27 protein-coding genes and 1 other RNA gene are annotated in these 24,122 nt (G+C 70.5%); 17 read left to right on the top strand and 11 right to left on the bottom strand.

What is annotated here, in order from left to right; all coding sequences use genetic code 11:
* Positions 1–7: 7 nt before the first annotated feature.
* On the bottom strand, positions 8–895 hold the full coding sequence (gene rpoH, locus VGT80_RS15145; protein ID WP_327457224.1) for an RNA polymerase sigma factor RpoH: 888 nt from the start codon (positions 893–895) through the stop codon (positions 8–10).
* Between the two features lie 301 nt (positions 896–1,196).
* Here rpoH and VGT80_RS15140 point away from each other — a divergent pair, with 301 nt between their 5' ends.
* Positions 1,197–1,664: a VOC family protein gene (locus VGT80_RS15140; RefSeq protein WP_327457223.1), complete on the top strand. Its 468-nt coding sequence runs from the start codon at positions 1,197–1,199 to the stop codon at positions 1,662–1,664.
* Here the strand turns inward: VGT80_RS15140 and VGT80_RS15135 are convergent.
* Genes VGT80_RS15135 through VGT80_RS15110 form a run of 6 tightly spaced genes read right to left on the bottom strand, consistent with a single transcriptional unit; the run spans position 1,661 to position 5,096 of the window.
* A complete protein-coding gene (locus tag VGT80_RS15135; protein WP_327457221.1) occupies positions 1,661–2,284 on the bottom strand; it encodes a TMEM175 family protein in 624 nt (207 codons plus the stop codon). The two genes, VGT80_RS15140 and VGT80_RS15135, sit on opposite strands and share 4 nt — an antisense overlap.
* A gap of 31 nt (positions 2,285–2,315) precedes the next feature.
* Complete coding sequence (locus VGT80_RS15130) at positions 2,316–3,329, bottom strand: RluA family pseudouridine synthase (protein ID WP_327457219.1); 1,014 nt, start codon at positions 3,327–3,329, stop codon at positions 2,316–2,318.
* Positions 3,319–3,636, bottom strand: coding sequence for a ferritin family protein (locus VGT80_RS15125; protein WP_327457218.1), 318 nt, complete (start codon positions 3,634–3,636; stop codon positions 3,319–3,321). The genes VGT80_RS15130 and VGT80_RS15125 overlap by 11 nt, the downstream gene beginning before the upstream one ends.
* Positions 3,637–3,667: 31 nt before the next feature.
* Positions 3,668–4,294, bottom strand: a complete 627-nt coding sequence (locus VGT80_RS15120; RefSeq protein WP_327457217.1) for a LysE family translocator — start codon at positions 4,292–4,294, stop codon at positions 3,668–3,670.
* Positions 4,291–4,689 (bottom strand): phosphoribosyl-AMP cyclohydrolase, encoded by a 399-nt coding sequence (gene hisI / locus VGT80_RS15115; RefSeq protein ID WP_327457216.1) that lies wholly within the window; start codon positions 4,687–4,689, stop codon positions 4,291–4,293. Before hisI ends, VGT80_RS15120 begins: the two co-directional genes overlap by 4 nt.
* A gap of 38 nt (positions 4,690–4,727) precedes the next feature.
* The gene (locus tag VGT80_RS15110) at positions 4,728–5,096 is read right to left on the bottom strand and encodes a YccF domain-containing protein (RefSeq protein ID WP_327457214.1); all 369 of its coding nucleotides are present in this window, start codon (positions 5,094–5,096) and stop codon (positions 4,728–4,730) included.
* Positions 5,097–5,158: 62 nt separating this feature from the next.
* Here VGT80_RS15110 and VGT80_RS15105 point away from each other — a divergent pair, with 62 nt between their 5' ends.
* Positions 5,159–6,097: a DeoR family transcriptional regulator gene (locus VGT80_RS15105; protein WP_327457212.1), complete on the top strand. Its 939-nt coding sequence runs from the start codon at positions 5,159–5,161 to the stop codon at positions 6,095–6,097.
* Here VGT80_RS15105 and VGT80_RS15100 read toward each other — a convergent pair.
* Together VGT80_RS15100 and VGT80_RS15095 are read right to left on the bottom strand one after the other, a co-directional pair.
* On the bottom strand, positions 6,094–7,500 hold the full coding sequence (locus tag VGT80_RS15100) for a putative bifunctional diguanylate cyclase/phosphodiesterase (RefSeq protein WP_327457210.1): 1,407 nt from the start codon (positions 7,498–7,500) through the stop codon (positions 6,094–6,096). The genes VGT80_RS15105 and VGT80_RS15100 overlap by 4 nt on opposite strands.
* Positions 7,501–7,602: 102 nt before the next feature.
* Entirely contained in the window at positions 7,603–8,862 is a 1,260-nt protein-coding gene (locus VGT80_RS15095; RefSeq protein WP_327457208.1) for a dicarboxylate/amino acid:cation symporter, read from the bottom strand.
* A 104-nt stretch (positions 8,863–8,966) separates the two neighbouring features.
* Here VGT80_RS15095 and VGT80_RS15090 point away from each other — a divergent pair, with 104 nt between their 5' ends.
* From VGT80_RS15090 to VGT80_RS15045, 10 genes are all read left to right on the top strand, one after another.
* The gene (locus tag VGT80_RS15090) at positions 8,967–10,415 is read left to right on the top strand and encodes an AMP nucleosidase (protein ID WP_327457206.1); all 1,449 of its coding nucleotides are present in this window, start codon (positions 8,967–8,969) and stop codon (positions 10,413–10,415) included.
* Positions 10,412–11,185 carry a tyrosine-protein phosphatase gene (locus VGT80_RS15085; protein WP_327457205.1) on the top strand — a complete coding sequence of 258 codons (774 nt, stop codon included), beginning with the start codon at positions 10,412–10,414 and terminating at the stop codon, positions 11,183–11,185. Before VGT80_RS15090 ends, VGT80_RS15085 begins: the two co-directional genes overlap by 4 nt.
* A 31-nt stretch (positions 11,186–11,216) precedes the next feature.
* The gene (locus tag VGT80_RS15080; protein ID WP_327457203.1) at positions 11,217–12,404 is read left to right on the top strand and encodes an alanine--glyoxylate aminotransferase family protein; all 1,188 of its coding nucleotides are present in this window, start codon (positions 11,217–11,219) and stop codon (positions 12,402–12,404) included.
* A 65-nt stretch (positions 12,405–12,469) separates the two neighbouring features.
* Positions 12,470–13,924, top strand: a complete 1,455-nt coding sequence (locus VGT80_RS15075) for an MFS transporter (RefSeq protein WP_327457201.1) — start codon at positions 12,470–12,472, stop codon at positions 13,922–13,924.
* Complete coding sequence (locus VGT80_RS15070) at positions 13,921–14,694, top strand: aminotransferase class IV (protein WP_327457200.1); 774 nt, start codon at positions 13,921–13,923, stop codon at positions 14,692–14,694. The genes VGT80_RS15075 and VGT80_RS15070 overlap by 4 nt, the downstream gene beginning before the upstream one ends.
* Positions 14,695–14,907: 213 nt before the next feature.
* Positions 14,908–15,072 carry a Flp family type IVb pilin gene (locus tag VGT80_RS15065; RefSeq protein ID WP_327457199.1) on the top strand — a complete coding sequence of 55 codons (165 nt, stop codon included), beginning with the start codon at positions 14,908–14,910 and terminating at the stop codon, positions 15,070–15,072.
* Positions 15,073–15,289: 217 nt separating this feature from the next.
* Positions 15,290–15,454: a Flp family type IVb pilin gene (locus tag VGT80_RS15060; protein WP_327457197.1), complete on the top strand. Its 165-nt coding sequence runs from the start codon at positions 15,290–15,292 to the stop codon at positions 15,452–15,454.
* Positions 15,455–15,556: 102 nt separating this feature from the next.
* Complete coding sequence (locus VGT80_RS15055; RefSeq protein WP_327457196.1) at positions 15,557–16,075, top strand: A24 family peptidase; 519 nt, start codon at positions 15,557–15,559, stop codon at positions 16,073–16,075.
* A 56-nt stretch (positions 16,076–16,131) separates the two neighbouring features.
* Positions 16,132–17,511 carry a leucyl aminopeptidase family protein gene (locus tag VGT80_RS15050; protein WP_327457194.1) on the top strand — a complete coding sequence of 460 codons (1,380 nt, stop codon included), beginning with the start codon at positions 16,132–16,134 and terminating at the stop codon, positions 17,509–17,511.
* Positions 17,508–18,353 carry a C40 family peptidase gene (locus VGT80_RS15045; protein WP_327457192.1) on the top strand — a complete coding sequence of 282 codons (846 nt, stop codon included), beginning with the start codon at positions 17,508–17,510 and terminating at the stop codon, positions 18,351–18,353. Before VGT80_RS15050 ends, VGT80_RS15045 begins: the two co-directional genes overlap by 4 nt.
* 16 nt (positions 18,354–18,369) lie before the next feature.
* On the opposite strand, the gene VGT80_RS15040 is transcribed toward VGT80_RS15045, so the two are convergent.
* Positions 18,370–19,122, bottom strand: a complete 753-nt coding sequence (locus VGT80_RS15040) for a cytochrome c family protein (RefSeq protein ID WP_327457190.1) — start codon at positions 19,120–19,122, stop codon at positions 18,370–18,372.
* A 138-nt stretch (positions 19,123–19,260) separates the two neighbouring features.
* On the opposite strand from VGT80_RS15040, the gene VGT80_RS15035 reads away from it, so the two are divergent.
* Together VGT80_RS15035 and VGT80_RS15030 are read left to right on the top strand one after the other, a co-directional pair.
* Positions 19,261–19,998: a 3-deoxy-manno-octulosonate cytidylyltransferase gene (locus VGT80_RS15035; protein WP_327457188.1), complete on the top strand. Its 738-nt coding sequence runs from the start codon at positions 19,261–19,263 to the stop codon at positions 19,996–19,998.
* On the top strand, positions 19,995–20,840 hold the full coding sequence (locus tag VGT80_RS15030) for a prephenate dehydratase (protein ID WP_327457186.1): 846 nt from the start codon (positions 19,995–19,997) through the stop codon (positions 20,838–20,840). The genes VGT80_RS15035 and VGT80_RS15030 overlap by 4 nt, the downstream gene beginning before the upstream one ends.
* Here the strand turns inward: VGT80_RS15030 and nudC are convergent.
* Entirely contained in the window at positions 20,837–21,763 is a 927-nt protein-coding gene (nudC, locus tag VGT80_RS15025; protein WP_327457185.1) for an NAD(+) diphosphatase, read from the bottom strand. The genes VGT80_RS15030 and nudC overlap by 4 nt on opposite strands.
* 84 nt (positions 21,764–21,847) lie before the next feature.
* On the opposite strand from nudC, the gene ffs reads away from it, so the two are divergent.
* The 3 genes from ffs to VGT80_RS15010 all read left to right on the top strand — a co-directional run bounded on the left by ffs (position 21,848) and on the right by VGT80_RS15010 (position 24,119).
* An RNA gene (ffs, locus tag VGT80_RS15020) (signal recognition particle sRNA small type) lies at positions 21,848–21,946 on the top strand.
* A gap of 19 nt (positions 21,947–21,965) precedes the next feature.
* Complete coding sequence (locus VGT80_RS15015; RefSeq protein WP_327457183.1) at positions 21,966–23,792, top strand: DNA polymerase III subunit gamma/tau; 1,827 nt, start codon at positions 21,966–21,968, stop codon at positions 23,790–23,792.
* 3 nt (positions 23,793–23,795) lie between these two features.
* The gene (locus VGT80_RS15010) at positions 23,796–24,119 is read left to right on the top strand and encodes a YbaB/EbfC family nucleoid-associated protein (RefSeq protein WP_327457181.1); all 324 of its coding nucleotides are present in this window, start codon (positions 23,796–23,798) and stop codon (positions 24,117–24,119) included.
* The last annotated feature ends 3 nt before the right edge of the window (positions 24,120–24,122 follow it).

Raw genomic sequence — 24,122 nt, 5'->3', positions numbered from 1 at the left:
AAGATATCTATGCGCTGACCAAATTGCGTTCTTCGGCGGCGGTGCGCATGGCCTTCTGCAGCTTCTCGAAGGCGCGGACCTCGATCTGGCGCACGCGCTCGCGGCTGACGCCGTATTCGGTGGCCAGCTCCTCCAGCGTGGTCGGATCGTCCTTCAGGCGCCGTTCGGTGAGGATGTGGCGCTCGCGATCGGTGAGCTCGGCCATGGCCTCCTCCAGGAGGCCCATGCGGATGGACTTCTCCTGGCTGTCGGCGACCACGGTCTCCTGGCTGGGCGTCACGTCGTCGACCAGCCAGTCCTGCCACTCGCTCTCACCGTCGGCGCGCAGCGGCGCGTTCAGCGAGGCGTCGCCGCCGGACAGCCGGCGGTTCATGGAGATCACCTCGGAGTCCAGGACGCCGAGCTTGGTGGCGATCTGGCTCACCTGCTCGGGGCGCATGTCGCCTTCCTGCAGGGCCTCGATCTCGCTCTTGGCCTTCCTGAGGTTGAAGAACAGCTTCTTCTGCGCCGCGGTGGTGCCCATCTTCACCAGCGACCAGGAGCGCAGGATGTATTCCTGGATCGAGGCGCGGATCCACCACATGGCGTAGGTCGCCAGGCGGAAGCCGCGATCCGGATCGAACTTCTTCACCGCCTGCATCAGGCCGACGTTGCCTTCGGAGATCACCTCCCCGATCGGCAGGCCGTAGCCGCGGTAGCCCATGGCGATCTTGGCCACCAGGCGCAGGTGGCTGGTGACCAGCCGGTGGGCGGCCTCGGGATCTTCGTGTTCCTGCCAGGCCTTGGCGAGCATGAACTCCTCGTCCTTGGCCAGCATCGGGAACTTGCGGATTTCAGACAGGTACCGGCTCAGTCCGCCTTCCGGCGACATGACGGCGAGCGCATTGGCGGCCATGGATCATCCCCTCATATGTGGCGGACGTTCGGGTCGATCGCCGCGCCTTAGCCAGCGGCGCGCAAGGACCATCCGCCCCCTCCAACCTCTCAGATAGGTACGGGGTTGCGGCGGCGGTAGATCGCTGGGGAGGCGACCCGAAAATCCGACTGCTCTAGTCGGGTTTTTTAGGCCCCGAAGTGGGCGCCTTCAAGGCAGGCTTTCTCACATGGTTCGCAGCAAAGCTTCACGAAGCCGCTGTCGGAATTGGACCGCGCTGACCGTCCTTGGGATAGTCGCGCGACCCGAAGGAGTTTTCCGCATGCCGAAGATCACCCCGTTCCTGTGGTTCGACACCGAGGCGGAGGCGGCCGCGACGCTCTACACCTCGCTGTTTCCCAACTCGAGGATCGGCAAGACCGCCCGCTACAGCGAGGGGATGCCGGGTCCGGCGGGCAGTGTCATGACCATCGAGTTCGAGCTGGACGGCCAGAAATTCGTCGGGCTGAACGGCGGCCCGATCTTCAAGTTCACGGAAGCCGTCTCCTTCCAGATCGACTGCGAAGACCAGGCCGAGCTGGACCACTACTGGAACGGCCTGCTGGCCGGCGGCGGCCAGGAGAGCCAGTGCGGCTGGCTGAAGGACCGCTTCGGCGTCTCCTGGCAGGTCGTGCCGCGCCGCATGGGCGAGTGGATGAGCAATCCCGGGACCGGCGCGAAGGTGGCGGCGGCGTTCATGCCGATGAAGAAGCTCGACATCGCGACGCTCGAAGCGGCGGCGGCCGGCTAGCGGCGGGCCGCCAGCATCCGGCGTCGGCCGAGGTTGGCCAGGACGATGAACGGCAGGGACCAGATCCAGACGCTGGAGTCGGCGCCATACCAGGCCGCCACGGAGGCCGCGCCCAGCGCCATGGGCACCAGCGCCAGGGTAAGGGTCATGAAGAGGCGCTCCCGTGAGGCCATGGCCGGGTCCGTCACCTTGAAAACGAAGGCGGCGAAGGTCCAGAGCAGGGCCTGGGCCGCGCCGATGGCCGCGATCAGCCCGAGATAGGCGGCGAAGGGCTCGCCGCGCGGGCCTGAGTCGAAGATCAGCTCGGCGGCGAACGGCATGAGCACCACGAGGCTCAACAGCACGAGGTTGAGGAAGATCAGGCCGGGGTGGAAGCGAACGACCCGGGCGAACAGCCTGCGGTGCGCGTTCCAGTAGGCGCCCACGGCCAGGAAGCTGACCGCATAGGCGAGCAGCGACCGCCACTCGGCGCCCCACAGGCCCGCCAGCGTCCGGTCCCAGCGTTGCGGCGGCCTGAGTTCGATCACCAACAGGGTGATGGCGATGGCGAACACGCCATCCGAGAAGAAAATCAGCCGCTCGAGGTCGTAGGACTTTTCCGGCGTGTCGTGAGTCTGCATGCCCGTTCCCCCCACCGGGAGGATGGCGCGATCAGAGCGCGGCGAGCAATCCCTGCAACTGCGCCATGTCGGCGGGCGGCGGGCTTTCGAAGCGCAGGGCCTCGCCGGTGATCGGGTGGACAAAGCCCAGGACGGCTGCGTGCAGCGCCTGGCGGGCCAGGCCGGCCTCAGCGATCGCCCGGCGCACCGGCTCGGCCGGCGGGCCGGAGCCGTAGAGGGGGTCGCCGAGACACGGACAGCCCTGGGAGGCGAGGTGCACGCGGATCTGGTGGGTGCGGCCGGTCTCCAGCCGGCAGGCGAGGCGCGCGGCGAGCGGCTTCGCCTCCGGCCCGAACACCTGATCGACCCGATAGTGGGTGACGGCCGGGCGGCCGCCCGACTTCACCAGGGCCATCTTCTTGCGGTCGTGGGGGGAGCGGGCGATGGCGCCCTCGATGGTCCCGCGCCGGGCTCGCGGGCTCCCACGGGTCAGGGCCACGTAGACCCGCTCGATATCGTGGGCGGCGAACAGGGCCGAGAGGCCCTGGTGGGCGGCGTCGGTCTTGGCCGCGACGATGACGCCGGAGGTCTCCTTGTCGATGCGGTGGACGATGCCGGGCCGGGCGACGCCGCCGATGCCCGACAGGCTGGCGCCGCAATGGGCCAGCAGCGCATTGACCAGGGTGCCGTGCGTCGAGCCGGGCGCCGGATGCACTGCCATGCCGGCCGGCTTGTCGATGACGATCAGAAAGGGATCCTCGAACAGCACGGTGAGCGCGATGGCCTCCGCCGCCGGCTCGGCCGGCTCCGGCGGCGGCACGAGAACGGCGTAGTCGCCGGCCTGGGCCTTGGCCGAGGGGTCGGAGAGCGCGACCCCATCGCGGCTGACGTGGCCCTGGGCGATCAGGGCCTGCAGGCGGGCGCGCGACAGCTCCGGCAGGAGGGCGGCCAGCGTCTTGTCGATCCGCCGGCCCGCGATCTCCGCCGCCACGGTCACCAGGGTGACCTCGCCCGGGCTCTCGGCGAGGGCCTCGTCGTCCGGTGGGGCGTCGGGGTCAGAGCCCATGCTTTTCGCTGGCGTCTTCCTCGCGGCCGGTGATCGACTCCTCGGTGAACAGATATTCCTTGAGCTGGGCGTTCAGCTCGCCGTCGTTGCGGCGCATCCACTCCAGCACCATCGAGGCATGTTCCAGCTCTTCGCGGGCGTTGTGCAGCAGGATCTTCTTGAGCTCCGGGTCCTCCGTGTCGTCGGCCCGCTGGCGGTACCAGTCGACGGCCTCGAACTCCTCCATCAGCGAGGTGATGGCGTAGTGCATGTCGAGCGTCTTGCGGCTCAGCTTGTCGCGGGCGACGTGGAGGACTTCACTGGACATCGAGGGCCTTGGCTCCTGGTGGGATGGATGGTCAGCGCCGCTCGAAGGCGAGGCGCACGCCGAAGCCTAGGAAAACGCCGCCGGTCAGCCGATCGAGCCACCGCACAACACTGGTTTTTCGCAAGGCGCCGGCGATCGGCCGCGTGGCGCCGATCAGGAGCGCGAACCAGACGACGCCCATAAGGGCGTGCAGGCAGGCCAGCATGAAGAGGAAGGGCGCCGCCGGGACGCCGGCCGGCAGGAACTGCGGCAGGAAGGAGACATAGAACACGCCCACCTTCGGATTGAGCAGGTTGGTGAGGAGGCCCCGCCGCAACCAGGCCGCGCCGCTGAGTTCGGGCCCCGAGGCGGCGCCGACATCGAACCGCTCCCGCGGCCGCGCGATCAGCTTGACGCCGAGCCCGACCAGATAGGCGGCGCCGGCCCACTTCAGCACCTCGAAGGCGAGGCTGGAGGCGGCCAGAAGGGCGCCCAGGCCGAAGGCCACGGCCGCGCCCCACACGACAGTGCCCAGGCAGATGCCGGCGGCGGCCAGCGCCGCGCGCCGCGCGCCGTCGACCGCGGCCGTGCGCAGGACCAGCGCCGTGTCGAGGCCCGGCGTGATGGTCAGGAGCCCCGCGGCGAGGCCGAAGGCGATGAGGGCGGCGGTGACGGTCACGGCGCCGCCACCAGCTTGCCGTTCTCGATGGCCCGGTAGAAGCAGGAGCGCGCCCCGGTGTGGCAGGCCCCGCCGTCGCCCTGCGGCCAGACCTTCAGCCAGATGGCGTCCTGATCGCAGTCGATCCGCGCCTCGGCCACCACCTGCACCTGGCCGGAGGTCGCGCCCTTGTGCCAGAGCTCGTCGCGGGAGCGGCTGAAGTACCAGGCCTCGCCGGTCTCCAGGGTCTTGGTCAGCGCCTCGGCGTTCATCCAGGCCAGCATCAGCACCTCGCCTGAGTCCGCGTGGGTGGCCACCGCCGCGATCAGGCCGTTGGCGTCGAAGCGCGGAGCCAGGGTCTTGCCGTGCTCCAGAGCGGCGGGGTTCGGGGCGGTGGGGAAGTCGGTCGCAGCCATGGCCGCTTATGGCGCCGTTGCCGGGCGCCGCGCTAGCCTCAGGCCTCCACCACCGCCTTGCCGACCGGGGTGAGCGACAGGACGGCGAGTTTCACGTGCTGCCAGGCGAAGGGGATGCCGATGATGGTCACGGCCAGCGCCATGGCCAGCGCCAGGTGGTGCAAGGCGAGCCACCAGCCGGCGAGGATCAGCCACAGGATGTTGAGCACGAGGCTCGACGCGCCGATGTCGCGGTCGACCACGACCTTGCCGAACGGCCAATAACTAAAGCCCGCCATCCGGAACGCCGCCGGCGTCCAGGGCAGGCCGACGACGGTGACGGCCAGGAGCAGGCCGGCGAACAGCCACAGTGTGCCGGAGATCCAGCCGCCGAACACGAACCAGAGCAGATTCATCAACAGGCGCATGGGGCCTCCGTGACCGTGAGGGCGTGATTGCAAACCGCCCCGGATATCGCACACTCAAGCTCATGGCCGCTCTGCCCGATGGCGCCAAGCCAGATGATCTGCGACACGCGCCGGACCGGCGCGCGACACTGCTCTCCGTGGCCTTCATCGTCGACCAGGCGAACATCAGCCGCGCGGGCGGCGACTTCCTGGAGCCGCTGGTGTCGGCCGCCATCGTCCAGGCGAACCTGGCGGGCCTGCGCCACGACCCCGAGTTGCAGCGGCGCTACGGAAATTCCGGCGACGCCCTGCCGGACTCGGCGCGCCGGCCGATCAGCATCCACGCCGTCGCCGAGTCCCTGCGCCTGCCCTACGAAACCGTGCGCCGCCGCGTGCACCAGTTGATCGACGGCGACCTCTGCGTGATGACGCCGGCCGGCGCCTATATTCCGCGCGCGGCGATCGTTGGGGCGCGGCACGCCGCCATCCAGGCCGCCCGGATGCAGCGGATCGTGCAACTGCACACGGCGCTGATGGCGGCGGGGTTCCTGCCGCCGCCGGAGCCCGCGACCCCGGACCTCGCGGCGGCGCCGGTGCGGGCCGCCAACACCGCGCTCGCCCACTACATGCTGCGGACCTGCGAGCGGCTGGTGGAGCTGGTGGGCGACGTGGTGGACGGTTTCATCCTGCTGGGCCTGGTGGCGGCCAATACCGAGCGTCAGTTGGGCGTGGCGCCCGGCGTCCATCCTCGCGGCCTGCTGGCCCGGCGCAGCCCCTGCAGCGGCTCGGACCTGGCGCGGCGGCTTGGCATGGCGGGCGAAACGGTGCGCCGCCGCCTGCCCGTGCTGGCGGCGGCCGGCTTTGCGCGGCGCGTCCGGGGCGGCTGGCTGGTGGCCGCCCCGCCGGCCCGCCAGACGGAGATCGTCCGCGCTGTGGCGGAGAACCAGGCCGAGCTGCGGCGGCTGTTTTCGCGCCTGCGTGAACTGGCGGCGGCCAACGCCGCGCCCCGATCGGTGACCTAGGCCCGGCGCCGGCGGGCGAGCGCCGCCGTGGAGGGCATGGCGAGGTCGATGAGCGGGCTGCCGCGCAGGTGGGCCTCGACGGTCTCGGCGGGCATGGGGCGGGCGAAGAGGTAGCCCTGCATGCGCTCGCAGCCGGCGGCGCGCAGGAACAGCGCCTGGCCCTCCTCCTCGACCCCTTCGGCGACGATGCGGACGTCGAGGGCGCGGGCGGCGTGCAGCATGGCCGAGACCAGCTTGGAGACGCGGGCGTCCTTGCCCACCGCCTCGATCAGGCTGCGGTCGAGCTTCACCGTCTGGATCGGCAGGCTCATCAGGGCGCGGATGTTGGAATAGCCGGTGCCGAAGTCGTCGAGCGCGATGCGCACGCCCTTGGCGGCCAGCCGCTCGATGTGGCGGCGCGCCAGCGCGAAGTCCTGCAGCAGGAAGGTCTCGGTGACTTCGACCGTGAGCGCGGTGGCGGGCAGGGTGGTGCGCGACAGCCGCCCGATCAGCTTGCGCGAGAAGGCGGGGTCCAGGAGGTCGCGGGGCGAAACGTTGCAGGAGATGCTCTCGATGAGCCCCTCCGCCACCCAGGGCGCGGCGCGCGCGCAGGCGATCTCGAAGACGGCCTCGTCGATCTGGCCGATCAGGCCCAGCTCCTCGGCGATGGGCACGAAGGCGCCTGGCAGCAGCAGGCCCTGCTCGGGGTGGTTCCAGCGGGCCAGCACCTCGACGGCGACGATGCGGCCGGAGTTGGAATCGATCACCGGCTGGAACCAGGGCTCGATCTCGCCGCCGGGGATGGCGCGGCGCAGTTCCGCCTCCAGGGTCTGGCGTCGCGTGTTCTCGGCGCGCAGCTCGGCGTCGAAGGCGCTCCACCGCCGGCCGCCGCGGGTCTTGACCCGATAGAGCGCCATGTCGGCGAAGCGCTGCAGGTCCGAGGCGTCGGCCGCGTCGGTGGGGAACACCGCCACGCCCATGGAGGCGCCTGGCGAGACCACGCGGCCGTAGATGGTCTGCGGCTGGGACAGCTTGGCGAGCAGCCGCTTGGCGCGGGCGGGGACGTCGGGATCGTCGGAGATCAGGGCGAATTCGTCGCCGCCCAGCCGCGCGGTGAGCTCGCCCGGGGCGGCGTCGGCGCGCAGCCGCTCGCCGACCTCGGCCAGCAGCAGGTCGCCGGCGTGGTGGCCGAGCGTGTCGTTGAGATGCTTGAAGCGGTCGAGGTCGATGACGAACAGGGCGACCTGGCGGCCGTCGCGCCGCGCCGCCTCCAGCCGCTCACACAGGGCCGCGGTGAAGGCCCCGCGATTGACCAGGCCGGTGAGCGAATCCGTCTGCGCCAGGCGCAGCGTCAGCTCGCGCTCGGCCTCCAGCTCGGCCACGCGGCGGCCAAGCCTTTCGAGACGGTCATCGGTGTCGGACACGGGGGCGCTCAGCCTCGACGGGAGGATGGGACCCTCACCCATGCCGCAACGAGGCGAATGGGCCGTTAAACGATATGGCTAATGCGCCGTTTCCTCTCGCCGTCAGGCAGGGAGAGGAGTCGCGCCCGCGGCTTCCGGGACCTCGATCTGGTTTTCCCACTTGGCGACCACGGCGGCGGCGACCGAGTTGCCGACCACATTGGTGGCCGAGCGGCCCATGTCGAGCAGGTGGTCGACGGCCAGGATCAGCAGCAGACCGGCCTCCGGCAGGCGGAAGAAGCTCAGCGTCGCGGCGATCACCACCAGCGAAGCGCGCGGCACGCCGGCCATGCCCTTCGACGTCACCATCAGGAGCAGCAGCATGGTGACCTGCTGGCCGATCGAGAGCGGGATGCCATAGACCTGGGCGATGAACAGGGTCGCGAAGGTGCAGTACATCATCGACCCGTCCAGATTGAACGAGTAGCCGAGCGGCAGGACGAAGCTCGCCACCTTGCGGGAAATGCCCCACTTCTGCAGCTCCTCCAGGGTGCGCGGATAGGCGGCCTCCGAGGAGGCGGTGGAGAAGGCCAGCAGGGCCGGGCCGCGGATCGCGCCCATGAGCCTGAGCGCGCGGGGCCCCACGATCAGCACGACCACGGCGATCAGCAGCGCCCAGAGCAGGCCCAGCGACAGGTAGAAGCCGCCGACGAACTTGGCGTAGGTGGCCAGGATCGACAGCCCTTGCGTCGCCACGGTGGAGGCGAGCGCGGCGAAGATCGCCAGGGGGGCGGTGCGCATCACATAGCCGGTGACCTTCAGCATGATGGCCGCCACCTGCTCGACCAGCGCCAGGACGGCCGGCGCGCGGTCGTCGATGGCCGCCACGGCGGTGCCGACGAAGACCGAGAACACCACGATCTGCAGGATCTCGTTGTCGGCCATGGCCTGGACGATGGAGGCCGGCACCATGTGGGTGACAAAGGCCTTCAGGGTGAACTTGGTCACGTCGACTGCGCCCGCGACCTTGGCGGCGTCCGGGGCGTGCAGCGCCAGGCCCGACCCAGGTTGCAGCAGGTGGACCATGATCAGGCCGATGGTCAGCGAGACCACCGAGGCGGAGATGAACCAGCCCATGGTCTTGACGCCCACCCGGCCGATGGCGCCGGCGTCCTCCATGTGGGCGATGCCGGCCACCAGGGTGGAGAACACCAGCGGCGCGATGATCATCTTGATCAGCCGCAGGAAGACGTCGGTGACGATCGACAGGTTCTCGGCGACCGCCTTGGCCTGGTCGGGCGAGGCGTATTGGTTGAGGCCCCAGCCGACCGCCACCCCCAGCACCATGGCCGCGACGATGAAGGTGGTGAACAAGCGATTCATGCGGATGGCGCCCCCAGGAGTTCCGGCCTTTTGTGACCGGGATGGGCGGCGGCGTCCATTCCGCCGGCTCGCCAAACGGCCCCAGCGTGGCTATAAGGCGCCCGATGAATGAGCAGAAAGCAGCCGGCATCGTTGATCGGCTAGAAGAAGAGTACCGGAGCAGCGTCGATGCGCTCCGTAACGCCCTTCGAGACTTCCTGGCGGGGGGAAGCCCGCCGGACCCCAGGCTCCGCGCAGACCGGGCCTTCACCTATCCCGAACTCCGGTTGCACTGGCCCGAGGGCCAGGCCTATCCGCGGATCGGCCGCGCGTTCGCGCGCATCGGCCTGCCCGGACGCTATTCGGTGACCGTCACCCGGCCGGACCTGTTTCGCGACTACCTGACCGAGCAGCTCTCGCTGATCCAGCAGGACTTCCAGGTGGAGATCGAGGTCGGCCGCTCTCGGCAGGAGATCCCCTTCCCCTATGTGCTGGACGGGGCGGCGGCGGTGGAGCTCGCCGACCGGTCGTCCATGGAGATCGCCCGCCACTTCCCGACGACGGAGCTGGCGCATATCGGCGACGAGATCGCCGACGGCTCGTGGATGGCGCCCGACGACCAGCCGCGGCCGCTGGCCCTGTTCGACGGCCTGCGCACCGACTTCTCGCTGGCCCGGCTCGCTCACTACACCGGGACGCCCGCCGAGCACGTGCAGCAGTACATCCTGTTCACCAACTACCACCGCTACGTCGACGAATTCGTCCGCTGGGGCTGCGAGCAGCTGAAGGCCGGCGGGCCCTATACGGCGCTGTCGGCGGCGGGGCAGGTCTATGTGACGGCCGAGACGCCCAATCCCGAAGCCGCGGTGGCGGCGGGAACCTGGCGCAAGCACCAGATGCCGGCCTACCACCTGATGGCCGAGGGCCGTCGGGGGATCACCCTGGTCAACATCGGGGTCGGCCCCTCCAACGCCAAGACGGTCTGCGACCACCTGGCGGTGCTCAGGCCCCAGGCCTGGCTGATGATCGGCCACTGCGGGGGCCTGCGCGGCTCCCAGACCATCGGCGACTATGTGCTGGCCCACGCCTACCTGCGCGACGACAATGTGCTGGACAGGGTCTTGCCGCCGGAGATCCCGATCCCGCCGATCGCCGAGATCCAGGTGGCCATGAACCGCGCCGCCGAGATCGTCACCGGCGAGGAGGGCGAGGTTTTGAAACGGCGCCTGCGGACCGGCACGGTGGTCACCACCGACGACCGCAATTGGGAGCTGCGCTATTCCTCCTCGGCCCAGCGGTTCAACCAGAGCCGGGCCGTGGCCATCGACATGGAAAGCGCCACCATCGCGGCCCAGGGCTACCGCTTCCGGGTGCCGTACGGGACCCTGCTCTGCGTCTCCGACAAGCCGCTGCACGGGGAGATCAAGCTGCCGGGCCAGGCCAACGCCTTCTACGACCGCGCCATCGGCCAGCACCTGCAGATCGGCATCGCCACCATGGACCTGTTGCGCGAAGGCGGTTCGCGCCTCCACTCGCGCAAGCTCCGCAGCTTCGACGAGCCGCCGTTCCGATGAGCCGGCACATCGATTTCGAAGGCATCGAGAACTTCCGGGATTTCGGAGGCTACGCCACCGCCTGCGGCCGCGGCGTGCCGCACGGCCGGCTCTACCGCTCCGGCGCCCATCATGCGGCGACCGAGCAGGACCTGCAGCGCCTGCGCGAGCTTAGGGTGTCGGTGGTCGTCGACCTGCGCCAGCCGCATGAGCGCCAGCGCGAACCGTCGCGCCGCTGGCCGGGGTTCGAGGGGCGGGTGATCGAGAACGACCTGGTCTCCGAACATCCTGACTGGCTGGTCAAGCTGAAGACCTGCGACCTCTCCGCCAGCTGGTTCTTCGAGGACACCCGGCAGTTCTATCGCCACGGGCCGCTCGAGCCGCGGCACATCGCGCTGTTCGGCGACTATTTTCGGGCGCTGGCGGAGGCGCAGGGGCCGGTGCTGGTGCACTGCGCCGCCGGCAAGGACCGCACCGGCATGATCTGCGCCCTGACGCACCATATCGCCGGCGTGCACCCCGACGACGCCATGGCCGACTATCTCTTGACCAACGACGAGGCGCGGATCCGGCGGAAGATGGATGCGCTGGAGCCCTATTTCAGCCAGCACCTGGGCCGGCCGGTGACTGAAGACGCGGTGCGCATGGCGGTCTCGGTGCATCCCGCCTACCTCGAGGCCGCGTTCGAGGTGATGACCGAGAGCTACGGCTCGGTGGACGGCTATCTGGAGAACGGCCTGGGCGTGGATGGCCCGGCCCGCGACCGCATCCAGGCGCGCCTGCTGGGCTGACAGCGCGGCCCGCGACCCTTAGGGAGAGCCGATGCAAAGCTTCCAGCCGCCGCGCCGCTTCCTCATGGGGCCCGGCCCCTCCGACGTCAGCCCGCGCGTTCTGGCCGCCCTGGCGCGACCGACCATCGGCCACCTGGACCCCGAGTTCCAGGCGCTGATGGAGGAGATCAAGGCGGCGCTGCAGCGGCTGTTCAACGCCCCCGACCACGCCTGCGTGCCGCTGCCGGCGCCGGGCACGGCGGGCATGGAAGCCGCCATGATGAACCTGCTGGAGCCGGGCGACCGGGCGGTGATCGCGGTCAACGGCGCGTTCGGCGCACGGATGGCCGACATGGCCGGGCGCGCCGGGGCGAGCGTGGTCACCGTCGACCACGAGTGGGGCCAGCCGGTGGACCCCAGGCGCGTCGAGAAGGCGCTAGCCGAGGCGCCGACGAAGGTGCTCGCCTTCGTCCATGCGGAGACCTCGACCGGGGTGCGCAGCGACGCCGGCCCGCTGTGCGCGCTCGCCAGACGGCATGGCGCGCTATCGGTGGTGGACTGCGTGACCTCGCTGGGCGGCATCGCCGTGGACGTGGCCGGCTGGGACGCCGACGTGGTCTATTCGGGAACCCAGAAGTGCCTCTCGGCGCCGCCCGGCCTGTCGCCGATCGCGCTCTCCAAGCGCGCCCAGGCGGCGATCACCGGGCGCAAGGAAAAGGTCCGCAACTGGCTCTTGGATTTCAACCTCTTGATGAGCTACTGGGGCGACCCTGATGGACGTGGGGGCGGCGGCCGGACCTATCACCACACGGCGCCGATCAATGCGCTCTATGGGCTGCATGAAGCGCTGGCGGCGCTGTTCGAGGAGGGCCAGCAGGCGGCCATCGTGCGCCATGCCCGGATGCACCAGGCGCTGGCGGCGGGCATCGAGGCGGCGGGGCTCGCCTTCTTGGTCGACGAAGCCCATCGCCTGCCGCAGCTGAACACCGTGCGGGTTCCCGACGGCGTCGACGAGGCGGCCGTGCGCGCGCACGTGCTGACCCACTGGGACCTGGAAATCGGCGCGGGGCTCGGGCCGCTGAAGGGTCAGGTCTGGCGGATCGGCCTGATGGGCGCCTCGGCCACGGCCTGGCACGTGCGCCTGTGCCTGACCGCGCTCTGCGAAGCCCTGGCGGCGCAAGGCTGCAAGGTCGACGCGCCGGCGGCGCTGGCCGCGGCGGACGCCAAGCTGGCGGCCTGACAAAGCCCGGTCTAACCTCGGCCCCGACCGCCACATCCAAGAACGGCGGCGACAGGGGGATGCCGGTGAGCGATGTGAAGCCTCTGGACGCCGACGGTCCGGCCGCGGTCTTCGAGCCGCCGCTGATCGCCCAGCTGGGCGGCGACGGGAAGCTGACCCGCGGCGGCTACGCCTGGTCGATCCACCAGGGCGGGCGCGACCCGTTCATCATCCTGGTCACCATCTACATCTTCATGCCCTACGTGGCCTCGGTGCTGGTGGGCGATCCCGTGCGCGGGCAAGCCACGATCTCCAGCTGGGACCAGATCATCGGCTGGGTGGTGGTGTTCACCGCCCCGTTCCTGGGCGCCTCCATCGACAAGCTGGGACCCCGGAAGCCCTGGCTCGGCCTGATCGTCGGCCTGATGGTCCCGATGATCGCGGCGCTGTGGTTCGGCCGGCCCGGCGGCTGGATGACGCTGACCATGCTCGCGACGCTCTACATCGGAGCCCGCCTGCTGTTCGTCTATGCCGAGGTGCTGCACAACTCGATGCTGATCCGCGCCGCCGGGCTGAAGGCTGCGCACAAGGCCTCGGCGCTTGCTCTGTCATTGGGCAACGGCGCCTCGGTGGTGGCGCTCGCCTTCACCGCCTGGGCCTTCGCCCTGCCGGGCAAGGTGCACTGGAGCTGGGTGCCCGCCGCGCCGCTGTTCGGACTCAACCCGGCGACCCACGAGCCGGAGCGCGTGGTGGCCCTGATGGCGGCGGCCCTGCTGGCGCTGGGCGTCATCCCGCTCATGCTGCTCACCCCCGATGCGCCGCGCACCGGCGTCCCCATGCTGACCGCCTGGCGCGATGGCGCGGGCGAGCTCTGGCGGATGCTGAAGACCGTGCGGCGCTACAAGGACGCCGTGGTCTACCTGGCCGCGCGGATGTTCTTCGTCGACGGCATGAACGCGGTGCTGATCTACGCCGGGGTCTACGCCATCGGCGTCATGAAATGGGGTCCGCTGGAGATGCTGGTCTACGGCATCATGCTCAGCGTGGTGGCGGTGTTCGGCGGCTTCGTCGCCCGCTGGACCGACGGCGCGCTGGGCCCGAAGACCGCGTTGCGCATCCAGATCGCCGTCACCGCGGTCAGCCTGACCCTGATGCTGGGCATTGCGCCCGACCGGCTATTCTATCTGTGGCCGTGGGACGCCGCGGCGCATGCGCCGATCTGGAGCGGGCCGGTGTTCCGCACCGTGCCGGACTGGGCCTTCATCGGCATCGGCTTCGTGAATGCGATCTTCATCACCGGCCAATACGCTTCCAGCCGCACCCTGCTCACCCGGCTGACGCCGCCGGAGCAGACCGGCGCCTTCTTCGGGGTCTATGCCCTGTCGGGCGTGGCCACCCTGTGGCTCGCCCCGACCCTGGTGAACCTCGGCACGCGCATCACCCACACCCAGCAGGGCGGCTTCGCGGCCATCATCGTGCTCCTGGTGATCGGCCTCATCGGGCTCGGCTTCGTGCGCGGCGGAGGTCGGCAGGCGGCGTGATCCCCAAGGACGATCGCGGCTTCGCGCTCGGCGACGGTCTGTTCGAGACCGTGCTGGCTGAGGCCGGCGCGCTCCGGCGGCTGGACGACCACCTGGACCGGATGACCGCCGGCTGCGCGGTGCTGGGCCTGCCGGCGCCGGACCGGGCGGCGGCCGAGCGGCTGATGATCCAGGCGCTGGGCGAGGCCGGCCTGGCGGGCGCGCGCGCCGCGGTGCGGCTGACCTGGACGGCGGGCGGCGGCGGGCGGGGGCTCGATCGCCCGCAGACGCTGCAGCCGCGGATGGTCGCCACCGCCGCGCCGGCGCCGAAGCCCGCCGGCCCCGCCCGGCTGATGGTCAGCGCGGTGCGGCGCAACGAGCGCTCGCCCACCTCCCGGCTGAAGACACTGGCCTATCTGGACAATGTGCTGGCCCGGCGCGCGGCGCGCGCGGCGGGCGCCGACGAGGCCCTGATGCTCGACACCGGGGGACGGGTGGCCTGTGCGGCGGCGGCCAACCTGTTCTGGCTGAGGGACGGGCGGCTATTCACGCCGGCGCTGGACTGCGGCGTGCTGGCCGGCCTTGCGCGGGCCCGGGTGATCGCGGCCGCGCGAGGCCGCGGCCTGGGCGTCGAGGAGGTCGCCGAAGGGGCGGAGATCCTGGCGGCGGCGCAGGCGGTCTTCCTGACCAACAGCCTGATCGGCGTTCGTCCGGTGGCTGCGATCGGCGATCGGACGTACGAAGAAAGTCGGCTCGTCGACGTTTTCGCGAACGTCCTGGCCGAATCCTAAGTCGCTGATTCAACGACAGGATCAAGAACTTGGACGTGGCTTGATTAACCGATGGTCATGATTAATCCAAGTAAACCAAGGAAAAAATCAGACGAATACTTGTATCTTTACTGGGAATTAAGCGCGACGAGCGAAATTGCCCTGGCGTTTGGGCGAGCAGGCGGTGCTTGAAAAGCCTCCCGCCGCCTGCCCGCCAATGGAAGGAGTTCTCTTATGTCCAAGTTCGTTTCGCGCTTTCTGAAGGACGAGTCCGGCGCCACGGCCATCGAGTATGGCCTGATCGCCGCCCTGGTCGCCGTCGCCATCGCCGCGGTGCTGCCGCTGCTCGGCGGCCGCCTGACCAACACCTTCGGTACGGTCGCCAACAAGCTGCCGTAAGCCTGGCTTCCAGGTTTCCGATGGCAAGGGCCCCCCGGCGACGGGGGGCCCTTTTGCTGTCCGGAGCAATGTACTCACGAGGGCGTGGTAAATATAATTAAACCACGACATCTTCTAATACTTCGGGAGATTCACGGTGGATTAAACCCTGCGGGGAATATTCGACTCTCCAAACCGGCGGTTGGGCCTGGCCCGGTCGCCCTCCGTGGAGACCACCATGTCCAAGTTCGTCACGCGCTTCCTGAACGACGAGTCCGGCGCGACCGCCATCGAATATGGCCTGATCGCCGCCCTGGTGGCCGTGGCCATCGCCGCGGTCCTGCCGCTGCTGGGCGGCCGTGTGACCAACACCTTCGGCTCCGTCGCCAACAACCTGCCCTAAGCCGGCCCCACGGCTAGGTTGTCGAGGGCCCCGCGCGCCAGCGTCGGGGCCTTCGTCGTTGCGGGAAACCCTCCGTTCATGGCTCGGCTTCATGCTGACCCCATGCTCCACCTCGTCCAGGCCTTGCTCGTCGCGGTCTTCCCCGCCTTGGTGATCGCCGCGGCCCTGCGCGACGTGACGAGCTACACCATCCCCAACTGGATGCCGCTGGCGCTGCTGGCCGGCTTCGTTCCGGCGGCGCTGGCCATGGGCCTGGCGCCCGCGGCGATCGGCCTGCACCTGGGCGTCGGCCTGGTCGGTCTCGTGGCCGGCATGGCGATGTTCGCCCTGGGCTGGATCGGCGGCGGCGACGCCAAGCTGTTCGCCGCGGCGACGCTGTGGCTCGGCTGGCCCGCCGCGGCCGTCTTCGCCGGCGTGACCGGTTTCGCGGGCGGCGCGCTGGCGGTGACCCTGCTGGCGCTGCGCTCGGGCTTCGTGCGGCCGTTCGTGGTCACCGGCCCGGCCTGGTTCAGCCGGCTCGCCGAGCCCGGCGAGAATGTGCCCTACGGCCTGGCGATCGCCATCGGGGCGCTGGCCGCCTTCCCGGGCTCCCCCTTCATGAGCGCGTTCGCAGGGTTCTAGCGGTTGCGGGCGCCGGCCAGTTGGGCGAGAGGAATGGGCCCAGCGGAGGCCCGCCCATGTCCGAAGTGATCCTCGATACCGCCGACCCCGCCGCGATCCCGGTGCGCGCGCTGCTGGAGAGCGAGACCGGGCCCGCGCTCGACGCCGCCCCGCCGGCGGCCAAGGCGTTCGCCGCCACCTCCGACTTCAAGGGCAAGGCCGGCCAGGTGCTGGCCGTGCCCGGCGCGGACGGCGCCCTGGCCAGCGTGCTGTTCGGGCTGGGCGCCAGCGCCAACCCGATGGAGTTCCGCACGCTCGCCGCCAAGCTGCCGGCCGGGACCTACAGGATCGCCCACGCGCCCAAGGCCATGGCCCCGGACCAGATCGCGCTGGCCTTCTCGCTGGGGAGCTACAAGTTCGACCGCTACAAGGCCCACGGGGCGGAGAAGGCCCGGCTGGTGGCCGAGGGCTGCGATGTCGCCGAGGTCCGCCAGGTGGCCCACGCCTGCGCGCTCGCCCGCGACATGGTCAACACACCGGCCAACGACATGGGCCCGCTGCAGATCGAGACCATCGCCCGGGAGATCGCCGAGCAGCATGGGGCTGAGATCACCGTCGTCACCGGCGACGGCCTGCTGGAAGCCAACTATCCAGCGGTGCACGCGGTGGGCCGCGCGGCGGTCGCCGAGCGGGCGCCGCGTTTCATCGAGATCAGCTGGGGCCAGGCCAAGCATCCGCTCGTGGCGCTGGTCGGCAAGGGCGTGGTGTTCGACACCGGCGGCCTGGACATCAAGCCCTCGGCCGGCATGCGGCAGATGAAGAAGGACATGGGCGGGGCGGCCCACGCGCTCGCCCTGGCGCGGATGGTGATGACCGCCAGGCTGCCGGTGCGGCTGGCGGTGTTGATCCCGGTCGTCGAGAACGCCATCTCCGGCGACGCCATGCGGCCGGGCGATGTGCTGGCCTCGCGCAAGGGCATTTCCATCGAGGTCGGCAACACCGACGCGGAAGGCCGGTTGATCCTGGCCGACGCCCTGACCCGGGCGGGCGAGCTGGCCCCGGCGCTGACCCTGGACTTCGCGACGCTCACCGGGGCGGCTCGGGTGGCGCTGGGTCCGCAGTTGCCGCCGTTCTACACCGACGACGAAGAGCTCGCGGGCCAGATCGCGGCGCATGCGGAGGCGGCGTCCGACCCGGTCTGGCGCATGCCGCTCTGGAAGGGCTATGTCGACGCGCTCGACAGCGACGTGGCCGAGATCAAGAACGATCCCGACGCCTGGGCGCAGGCGGGCTCGGTGACGGCAGCGCTGTTCCTGCAGCGGTTCGCGCCGCCGGGACCTTGGGCGCACTTCGATATCTTCGCGTGGAATCCGCGCAACCGGCCGGGCTGGCCGGCGGGCGCGGAGGCGCAGGCGATCCGCGGCCTCTACGGCCTGCTGCGGGAGCGATTTGTTTGAAGCTCGACCCGCGCATCACCCCGCTGCGGGACGGCGTGGCGAGCCGCGCGCTGGAAGGCGTCGAGCCGGCGGAGGTCTATGTGGATCCGAACCCCATGGTCTGCGCGGCGCCGGCCGCCGGCGTGCACCGCGAACCCTCCGCCGCCTCCGAACAGCTGGACCAGCTGCTGTTCGGCGAGACCTTCCAGGCGCTGGAGGAGGAGGCCGGCGGCTGGGTCTGGGGCCAGGCGCCGCGCGATGGCTATGTGGGCTTTGTCGAGGCCGCGCGGCTGGCGCCGATCGGGCCTGCGCCAACCCACCGCATCTCCGCGATCCGCACCTATGCCTTCGAGGGGCCGAGCATCAAGGCCCGCGCCCTCGGGCCCTATTCAATCAATTCGCTGGTGCGGGTGGAGGCGCAGGAGGGCCGGCTGAGCCAGGTCGCCGGGGCCGGCTGGATGCCCATCGAGCACCTGGCCCCCATCGGCGTGTTCGAGGCCGACCCCGTGGCCGTGGCCGAGCGGTTCCTGGGCGCGCCCTATCTGTGGGGCGGACGGGAGAGCCTCGGCTGCGACTGCTCGGGCCTGGTGCAGCAGGCGTTCCTGGCCTGCGGCCGCGCCTGTCCGCGCGACACCGACCAGCAGGAGCGGCTAGGCCACGAGATCGGCCGTCAGGCCTTCGGGCGCGGCGACCTGGTGTTCTGGAAGGGCCACATGGCCATGGGCTTCGACGCGGTGCGGATCATCCACGCCAACGGCCATCACATGGCCACTGCCCTCGAGCCGCTGGACGAGGCCATCGCGCGGATCGAGGCGGCCGGCTACGGGCCGCCGACCAGTTTCCGGAGACTCCCTCCTCTTTAGGGGCGGGATGAGGAGGCTACTTCGGCGCGGCGCCGGCGGTGCTGGTGGTCTTGTCCGGCGCGCCGCCGGGAGCGCCCTTGCCTTGGCCGGCAGGGCCGCCGGCGGGGGCGGTGGCGTTCGTGCTGGCGGTGGAGCCGGTGGCGGTGGGCTGGCCCGCGGCGGCGGCGGCAGCAGCCGGCTTGGTCGCGCCCGCAGGTCCGGTGGTCGGCGCGGCGGCCGCCGCGGCGGCCGGGTTCGGCGCCGGGATCGGCAGGGACGAACCCTTGGTGTGCAGGAAGGCGATGACGTTGATGCGGTCTTCCGGCTTCTTCAGGCCGACGAAGGTCATCTTGGTGCCGCTCACATAGGCCTGCGGGTTCTTCAGGTACTCGAAGAGGTGCTCATAGTCCCAGATGGGCTGCTTGCCGCCGAACGCCTGCATGGCGGGTGAATAGGAGAAGCCGGCCTCGGTGCCGGGCTTGCGGCCCTCGACGCCGGTCAGGTTCGGGCCGGTGCCGTTCGCGGTCAGGCTGTGGCAGGACTGGCACTTGGCGAACACCTGCTCGCCGGCGGCGACGTCGGCCTTCGGCAGGACCGTGCCCCAGTCGGGTGGCGTCTCGGCGGCGGCCGCGCCGCCTTCAGAGGTGTCGGCCGCGACCTCGACGGCATAGCCGGGCTTGGCCGGGGGCTCCTTGGAGAAGACGCCCGAAGAGAGCTGCCCAAGGCCGACGACGGCCAGTCCGGTGGCCAGCACCGCGCCGGCGATCTTGTTGAACGTGAGGTCGCTCATAGATCCTAAATCGGCCCTCTCCGAGGCCGGCCACGAAGGGCCAGCGAACCCGCGGGAATCCCGCCCCTTATTGCGCCCGGCTCTCTTACACGCTACCGGCGCTCGCGCAACCGCCCACTGGCCCCCCAATTCCCAACCATGAACCCGATCGTCATCATCCCCGCGCGCATGGCCGCGACCCGCCTGCCGGGCAAGCCGCTGGCGGACATCGGCGGCCTGCCGATGATCGTACGGGTGCTGCGCCAAGCGCAGGCCGCCGGCGCCGGTCCCGTGGCCGTGGCGGCGGGCGATTCCGCGATCGTGGCGGCGGTGGAGGCGGCCGGCGGCCGCGCCGTGCTGACCGACCCGGACCTGGCCTCCGGCTCCGACCGGATCCTCGCGGCCCTGGCCGAGCTCGATCCCGGCGGTGAGCACGACGTGGTGATCAACCTGCAGGGCGACATGCCGTTCGTGGAGCCCGCGGTGCTGGCCGCCTGCGCGGGCCTGCTGGCCGAGCAGCCGGACTGCGATATCGCCACCGTCGTCGCCCCCGAGCAGTCGGCCGCCGACCGGGGCAATCCCGACGTGGTCAAGGCGATCCTGTCGCTGGAGGCGGGCGCGCGGACCGGCCGGGCGCTCTATTTCACCCGCTCGACGCTCTATGGCGAGGCGCCGGTCTGGCGCCACATCGGCATCTACGGCTATCGCCGCGCGGCGCTCGTGGCCTTCAACGCCGCCGCGCCCTCGCCGCTCGAGCGGCGCGAGAAGCTGGAGCAGCTGCGGGCGCTGGAGCTGGGGCTCTCGATCTGGGCGGCGGTGGCCGACGCCGCGCCGATCTCGGTGGACACCCCGGCGGACCTCGAGGCGGCGCGCGCCCATGCTAGGAAGGCCCGATGACCCAGCGCCGCATCGCCTTCCAGGGGGAGCTCGGGGCCAACAGCCACGAGGCCTGCTCGACCTACTATCCGGACTACGAGCCGGTTCCCTGCGCCACCTTCGAGGAGGCGTTCGAGGCGGTGAAGACCGGCGCCTGCGAGCTGGGCATGATCCCGGTGGAGAACTCCATCGCCGGCCGGGTGGCCGACGTGCACCATCTGCTGCCGTCCTCGGGGCTCAGGATCATCGGCGAGCGGTTCAAGCCGATCCATTTCCAGCTGATGGCCAACCCCGGCGTGAAGCTGGAGGACATCAAGACCGTCTCCAGCATGGCCATCGCGCTCGGCCAATGCCGCAAGACCGTGCGGCGGCTGAAGGCCCGGCCGGAAGCCGTCGGCGATACGGCCGGCGCCGCCAAGGCGCTGGCGGAACATCCCGATCCGACCAAGGCGGCGATCTCGCCGGCCCTGGCGGCGGAAATCTACGGCCTCGACATTCTCATGCGCGACATCGAGGACGAGCACCACAATACGACGAGGTTCCTGGTGATGACGGCGGACGCCAGTCCGCCCGCCCCGCCGTTCACCGCGCCCTGCATCACCAGCTTCGTGTTCCGGGTCCGCAACCTGCCGGCCGCGCTCTACAAGGCCATGGGCGGGTTTGCGACCAACGGGGTGAACATCTCCAAGCTGGAGAGCTACATGGAGAACGGCGCCTGGACGGCGACCTTCTTCTACGCCGAGGTCGATGGCCGCCCCGAGGACCGCGGCCTGGCGCTGGCCTTCGAGGAGCTGCGGTTCTTCTCGGAGAGGTTCGAGATTCTCGGTGTCTATCCCGCCGACCCGTTCCGGACGCGGGGCTAGCCCTCTTCCGCCCAGGCCTTGAGGAGCTGGTGGGCGATGGCCATGGGGTTGGGCGCCGCCATGCCGTCGAGCTCGCCCTTGATTAGCTTCCTGGCCTCGTCGCGGGTGATCCAGCGGATTTCCGACAGTTCGGTCTGGTCGGGCGCCCCCTCGTCGTCCTCCACCTCGGCGATCAGGCCGATCATCAGGGAGGACGGATAGGGCCAGGGCTGGGTGGAGTGGTAGCGGACCTTGCGCGTGCGCAGGCCGGCCTCTTCCGAGAGCTCGCGGGCGCAGGCCTCCTCGATGCTCTCGCCGGGCTCGAGGAAGCCGGCCAGGGCGGAGAACATGCCCTTGGGCCAGGCCTCCTGGCGGCCCAGCATGCAGCGCTCGCCGTGCCAGGGCAGCATGATCACCACCGGATCGGTGCGCGGGAAGTGCTCGGCCTCGCAGGACGGACAGCGGCGCTTCCAGCCGCCGTCGATGGCCTGGCTGGGCTGGCCGCAGACCGCGCAGTGCCGGTGGCGGCGGCGCCATTCGAACATCGCCTTGGCGGTGCCGATTATGGCCGCCTCGGTGGCGGGCAGCTGCAGGGCGATGCGGCGCAGGTCCTCGAACTTCCCCATGCCGGCCAGCGGCCCCTCGGCGGGATTGGCCTCCCCCTCCAGATCGACGGCGAAGACAGCGGTTTCCTTCCACAGCCCCAGGAACAGCAGGTGCTCGCGGCCCTCCGACAGCTGCTCGGCGAGCCTGGTGGGCACATAGGCGATCTGCACCCCGCCGTCCTTGGCCGGCTCGACGAAGGGCCGGCCGTTCCAGACGGGGAAGGCCAGCGCCTCGGGCGAGGCGAGCTGGGCGGCGATCCACGCGGCGTCGGGCCGCTTGTCGCTGGCGCGGTCCAGCGGATTGCCGGCGAAGGTGTTCATGAAGGCGTCGAGAGGCATGGCCGCCTACTTAGGGTGTCCGGGGCCCCGCGTCACCGTGCCCGCGCAGCTTGCGGAAGCTGTCGGCAGCGGCGATATAGGGCGTGGAGATCGGCGGCGGACGGGCGCCTCGCCAACTTGGTCAGGTCCGGAAGGAAGCAGCCACAACGAGTTACGCTCCGGGTTGTCGTTCGGTCTCCACCCTCTCTCCCTAAAGAGACCGATGGCCGACGAAGACCTCACGCTCGAAGACGACACGCCAAAAGGGTCTGAGGGTGGGCGTGATCCCAATGCGCCGGACATGTTCGGCGCGGCCCCGACGGCGCCGGCCGCCGACGAAAGCGCCGCCTACACCGTCATCGCGCGCAAGTACCGGCCGAAGACCTTCGAGGACCTCTATGGCCAGGAGGCCATGGTCCGCACCCTCAAGAACGCCTTCTCCAGCGGCCGCATCGCGCACGCCTTCATGCTCACCGGGGTGCGCGGGGTCGGCAAGACCACCACCGCGCGCCTGCTGGCCCGGGCGCTCAACTACGACACCGAGACGATCCACGAGCCGACGCTGGACCTCAGCGAAGAGGGCCGCCACTGCAAGTCGATCATCGAGGGCCGGCACATGGACGTGCTCGAGCTCGACGCCGCATCGCGCACCGGCGTGGCCGACATGCGCGAGCTCCTGGAAGGGGTGCGCTACGCGCCGGTGGAGGCCCGCTACAAGGTCTACATCATCGACGAGGTGCACATGCTCTCGACGGGGGCGTTCAACGCGCTCCTGAAGACGCTGGAAGAGCCGCCGCCGCACGCCAAGTTCATCTTCGCCACCACCGAGATTCGCAAGGTGCCGGTGACCATCCTGTCGCGCACCCAGCGGTTCGACCTGCGCCGCGTCGAGCCGGACGTGATCGTCAAGAACCTCGAGATGATCTGCGAGAACGAGGGCGCGCGCGTCGAGGCCGAGGGGCTGATGCTGATCGCCCGGGCCGCGGAGGGCTCGGTGCGCGACGCCCAGTCGATGCTCGACCAGGCGATCGTCCAGGCCGAAGCCGGGCAGACCGTCACCGCGGAGAGCATCCGCGACATGCTGGGTCTGGCGGATCGAGCCCAGACCATTTCTCTCTTCGAGCAGGTGATGCGCGGCGAGGCGGGGGCGGCCATCGAGACCTTCCGCACCCTCTACGGCTATGGCGCGAACCCCGACCAGGTGATGCTCGACCTCTTGGACCACGGCCATGGCGCGGCGGTGGCCAAGGCGATCGGCCCGCAGGCGTTGGTGATGCCCAAGGAGCAGGCCGCGCGGCTGGCGGCGGTGGGGGCCTCGGTCTCGGCCGGGACCCTGTCGCGCATCTGGCAGCTGACGCTGAAGGCCTATGACGAAGTGCGCCGCGCCCCCGACGCGGCGGCGGCGGCCGACATGGCGCTGATCCGGCTGGCCTATGCCGCCGACCTGCCGGGGCCGGAGGAGGCCCTGAAGCGATTGCAGGAGGGCCAGCCGGCAGGCGCGTCATCTGGCGGCGGATCGTCCGGCGGCCCTCCTTCGCCGAACAGATCGGCTTCGGAGGGTTCCGGCGGGGCCGCGGCGGTGGCCCGCTCGCCCGCGCCGCAGATGCAGGTGCAGCCCGCCAAGGACCCTGCGGTCACCCTGCAGACCTTCGAGGACATGCTGGCGCTGATCGAGGCGCGGCGCGACATCTCGCTGAAGCTCGACGTGGAGCGGTTCGTCCGGCCGATCAGTTTCCGGCCCGGGGCCATCGAATACGAGCCGGCCCCCGGGGCGCCCGCCAACCTCGCCCAGCGGCTGGTGGGCCGGCTGAAGGAATGGACCGGCGAGCGCTGGCTGATCGCCGCCCAGGGCGGCGGCGGGGCGGAAAGCGCCTGGGAGCGCCAGAAGCGCCAGGAGCGCGAGGTGCGCGCCGAGATCGAGCAGGACCCGTTCGTGCGCGACGTCATGGAAGCCTTCCCCGGCGCCGAGATCGTCGGCATCCGAAACATCGCCGGCCCCGAGCCCGATGCGGCCCCGCCGCCGGACGACGACAACGACAGTGAGGATTGAGCCGTGAAGGACCTTTCGGCCCTGATGAAGCAGGCGCAGGTCATGCAGCAGAAGCTGGCCGAGGCGCAGGCCAAGCTCGCCGAGCTGGAGATCGAGGGCACGTCCGGCGGCGGCATGGTGAAGCTGACGCTGCGCGGCTCCGGCGAACTCGCCAGGCTGGACATCGACGAGAGCCTGATGGCGCCCGGCGAGGCCGAGGTGGTCGCCGACCTCGTGGTCGCGGCCCATTCCGACGCCAAGCGCCAGCTCGACGCGGCGCAGGCCGAGCTCATGAAGCAGGCCGCCGGCCCGCTCGCCGGCATGCCCGGCATGCCGAAGCTGTTCTAGGCG

Origin of the sequence: Phenylobacterium sp. (assembly GCF_035944335.1) — a bacterium.
In the GTDB taxonomy this organism is placed as follows: Bacteria; Pseudomonadota; Alphaproteobacteria; order Caulobacterales; family Caulobacteraceae; genus Phenylobacterium.
Note: the sequence above shows the minus strand (reverse complement) of the source record. Positions and strands in the feature narration are given on the sequence as shown.

Coding starts and splice junctions, on each gene's coding strand:
- rpoH (WP_327457224.1), bottom strand. CDS start 895: ATGGCCGCCAATGCGCTCGCCGTCATGTCGCCGGAAGGCGGACTGAGC.
- VGT80_RS15140 (WP_327457223.1), top strand. CDS start 1,197: ATGCCGAAGATCACCCCGTTCCTGTGGTTCGACACCGAGGCGGAGGCG.
- VGT80_RS15135 (WP_327457221.1), bottom strand. CDS start 2,284: ATGCAGACTCACGACACGCCGGAAAAGTCCTACGACCTCGAGCGGCTG.
- VGT80_RS15130 (WP_327457219.1), bottom strand. CDS start 3,329: ATGGGCTCTGACCCCGACGCCCCACCGGACGACGAGGCCCTCGCCGAG.
- VGT80_RS15125 (WP_327457218.1), bottom strand. CDS start 3,636: ATGTCCAGTGAAGTCCTCCACGTCGCCCGCGACAAGCTGAGCCGCAAG.
- hisI (WP_327457216.1), bottom strand. CDS start 4,689: ATGGCTGCGACCGACTTCCCCACCGCCCCGAACCCCGCCGCTCTGGAG.
- VGT80_RS15110 (WP_327457214.1), bottom strand. CDS start 5,096: ATGCGCCTGTTGATGAATCTGCTCTGGTTCGTGTTCGGCGGCTGGATC.
- VGT80_RS15105 (WP_327457212.1), top strand. CDS start 5,159: ATGGCCGCTCTGCCCGATGGCGCCAAGCCAGATGATCTGCGACACGCG.
- VGT80_RS15095 (WP_327457208.1), bottom strand. CDS start 8,862: ATGAATCGCTTGTTCACCACCTTCATCGTCGCGGCCATGGTGCTGGGG.
- VGT80_RS15090 (WP_327457206.1), top strand. CDS start 8,967: ATGAATGAGCAGAAAGCAGCCGGCATCGTTGATCGGCTAGAAGAAGAG.
- VGT80_RS15085 (WP_327457205.1), top strand. CDS start 10,412: ATGAGCCGGCACATCGATTTCGAAGGCATCGAGAACTTCCGGGATTTC.
- VGT80_RS15080 (WP_327457203.1), top strand. CDS start 11,217: ATGCAAAGCTTCCAGCCGCCGCGCCGCTTCCTCATGGGGCCCGGCCCC.
- VGT80_RS15065 (WP_327457199.1), top strand. CDS start 14,908: ATGTCCAAGTTCGTTTCGCGCTTTCTGAAGGACGAGTCCGGCGCCACG.
- VGT80_RS15060 (WP_327457197.1), top strand. CDS start 15,290: ATGTCCAAGTTCGTCACGCGCTTCCTGAACGACGAGTCCGGCGCGACC.
- VGT80_RS15055 (WP_327457196.1), top strand. CDS start 15,557: ATGCTCCACCTCGTCCAGGCCTTGCTCGTCGCGGTCTTCCCCGCCTTG.
- VGT80_RS15050 (WP_327457194.1), top strand. CDS start 16,132: ATGTCCGAAGTGATCCTCGATACCGCCGACCCCGCCGCGATCCCGGTG.
- VGT80_RS15040 (WP_327457190.1), bottom strand. CDS start 19,122: ATGAGCGACCTCACGTTCAACAAGATCGCCGGCGCGGTGCTGGCCACC.
- VGT80_RS15035 (WP_327457188.1), top strand. CDS start 19,261: ATGAACCCGATCGTCATCATCCCCGCGCGCATGGCCGCGACCCGCCTG.
- VGT80_RS15030 (WP_327457186.1), top strand. CDS start 19,995: ATGACCCAGCGCCGCATCGCCTTCCAGGGGGAGCTCGGGGCCAACAGC.
- nudC (WP_327457185.1), bottom strand. CDS start 21,763: ATGCCTCTCGACGCCTTCATGAACACCTTCGCCGGCAATCCGCTGGAC.
- VGT80_RS15015 (WP_327457183.1), top strand. CDS start 21,966: ATGGCCGACGAAGACCTCACGCTCGAAGACGACACGCCAAAAGGGTCT.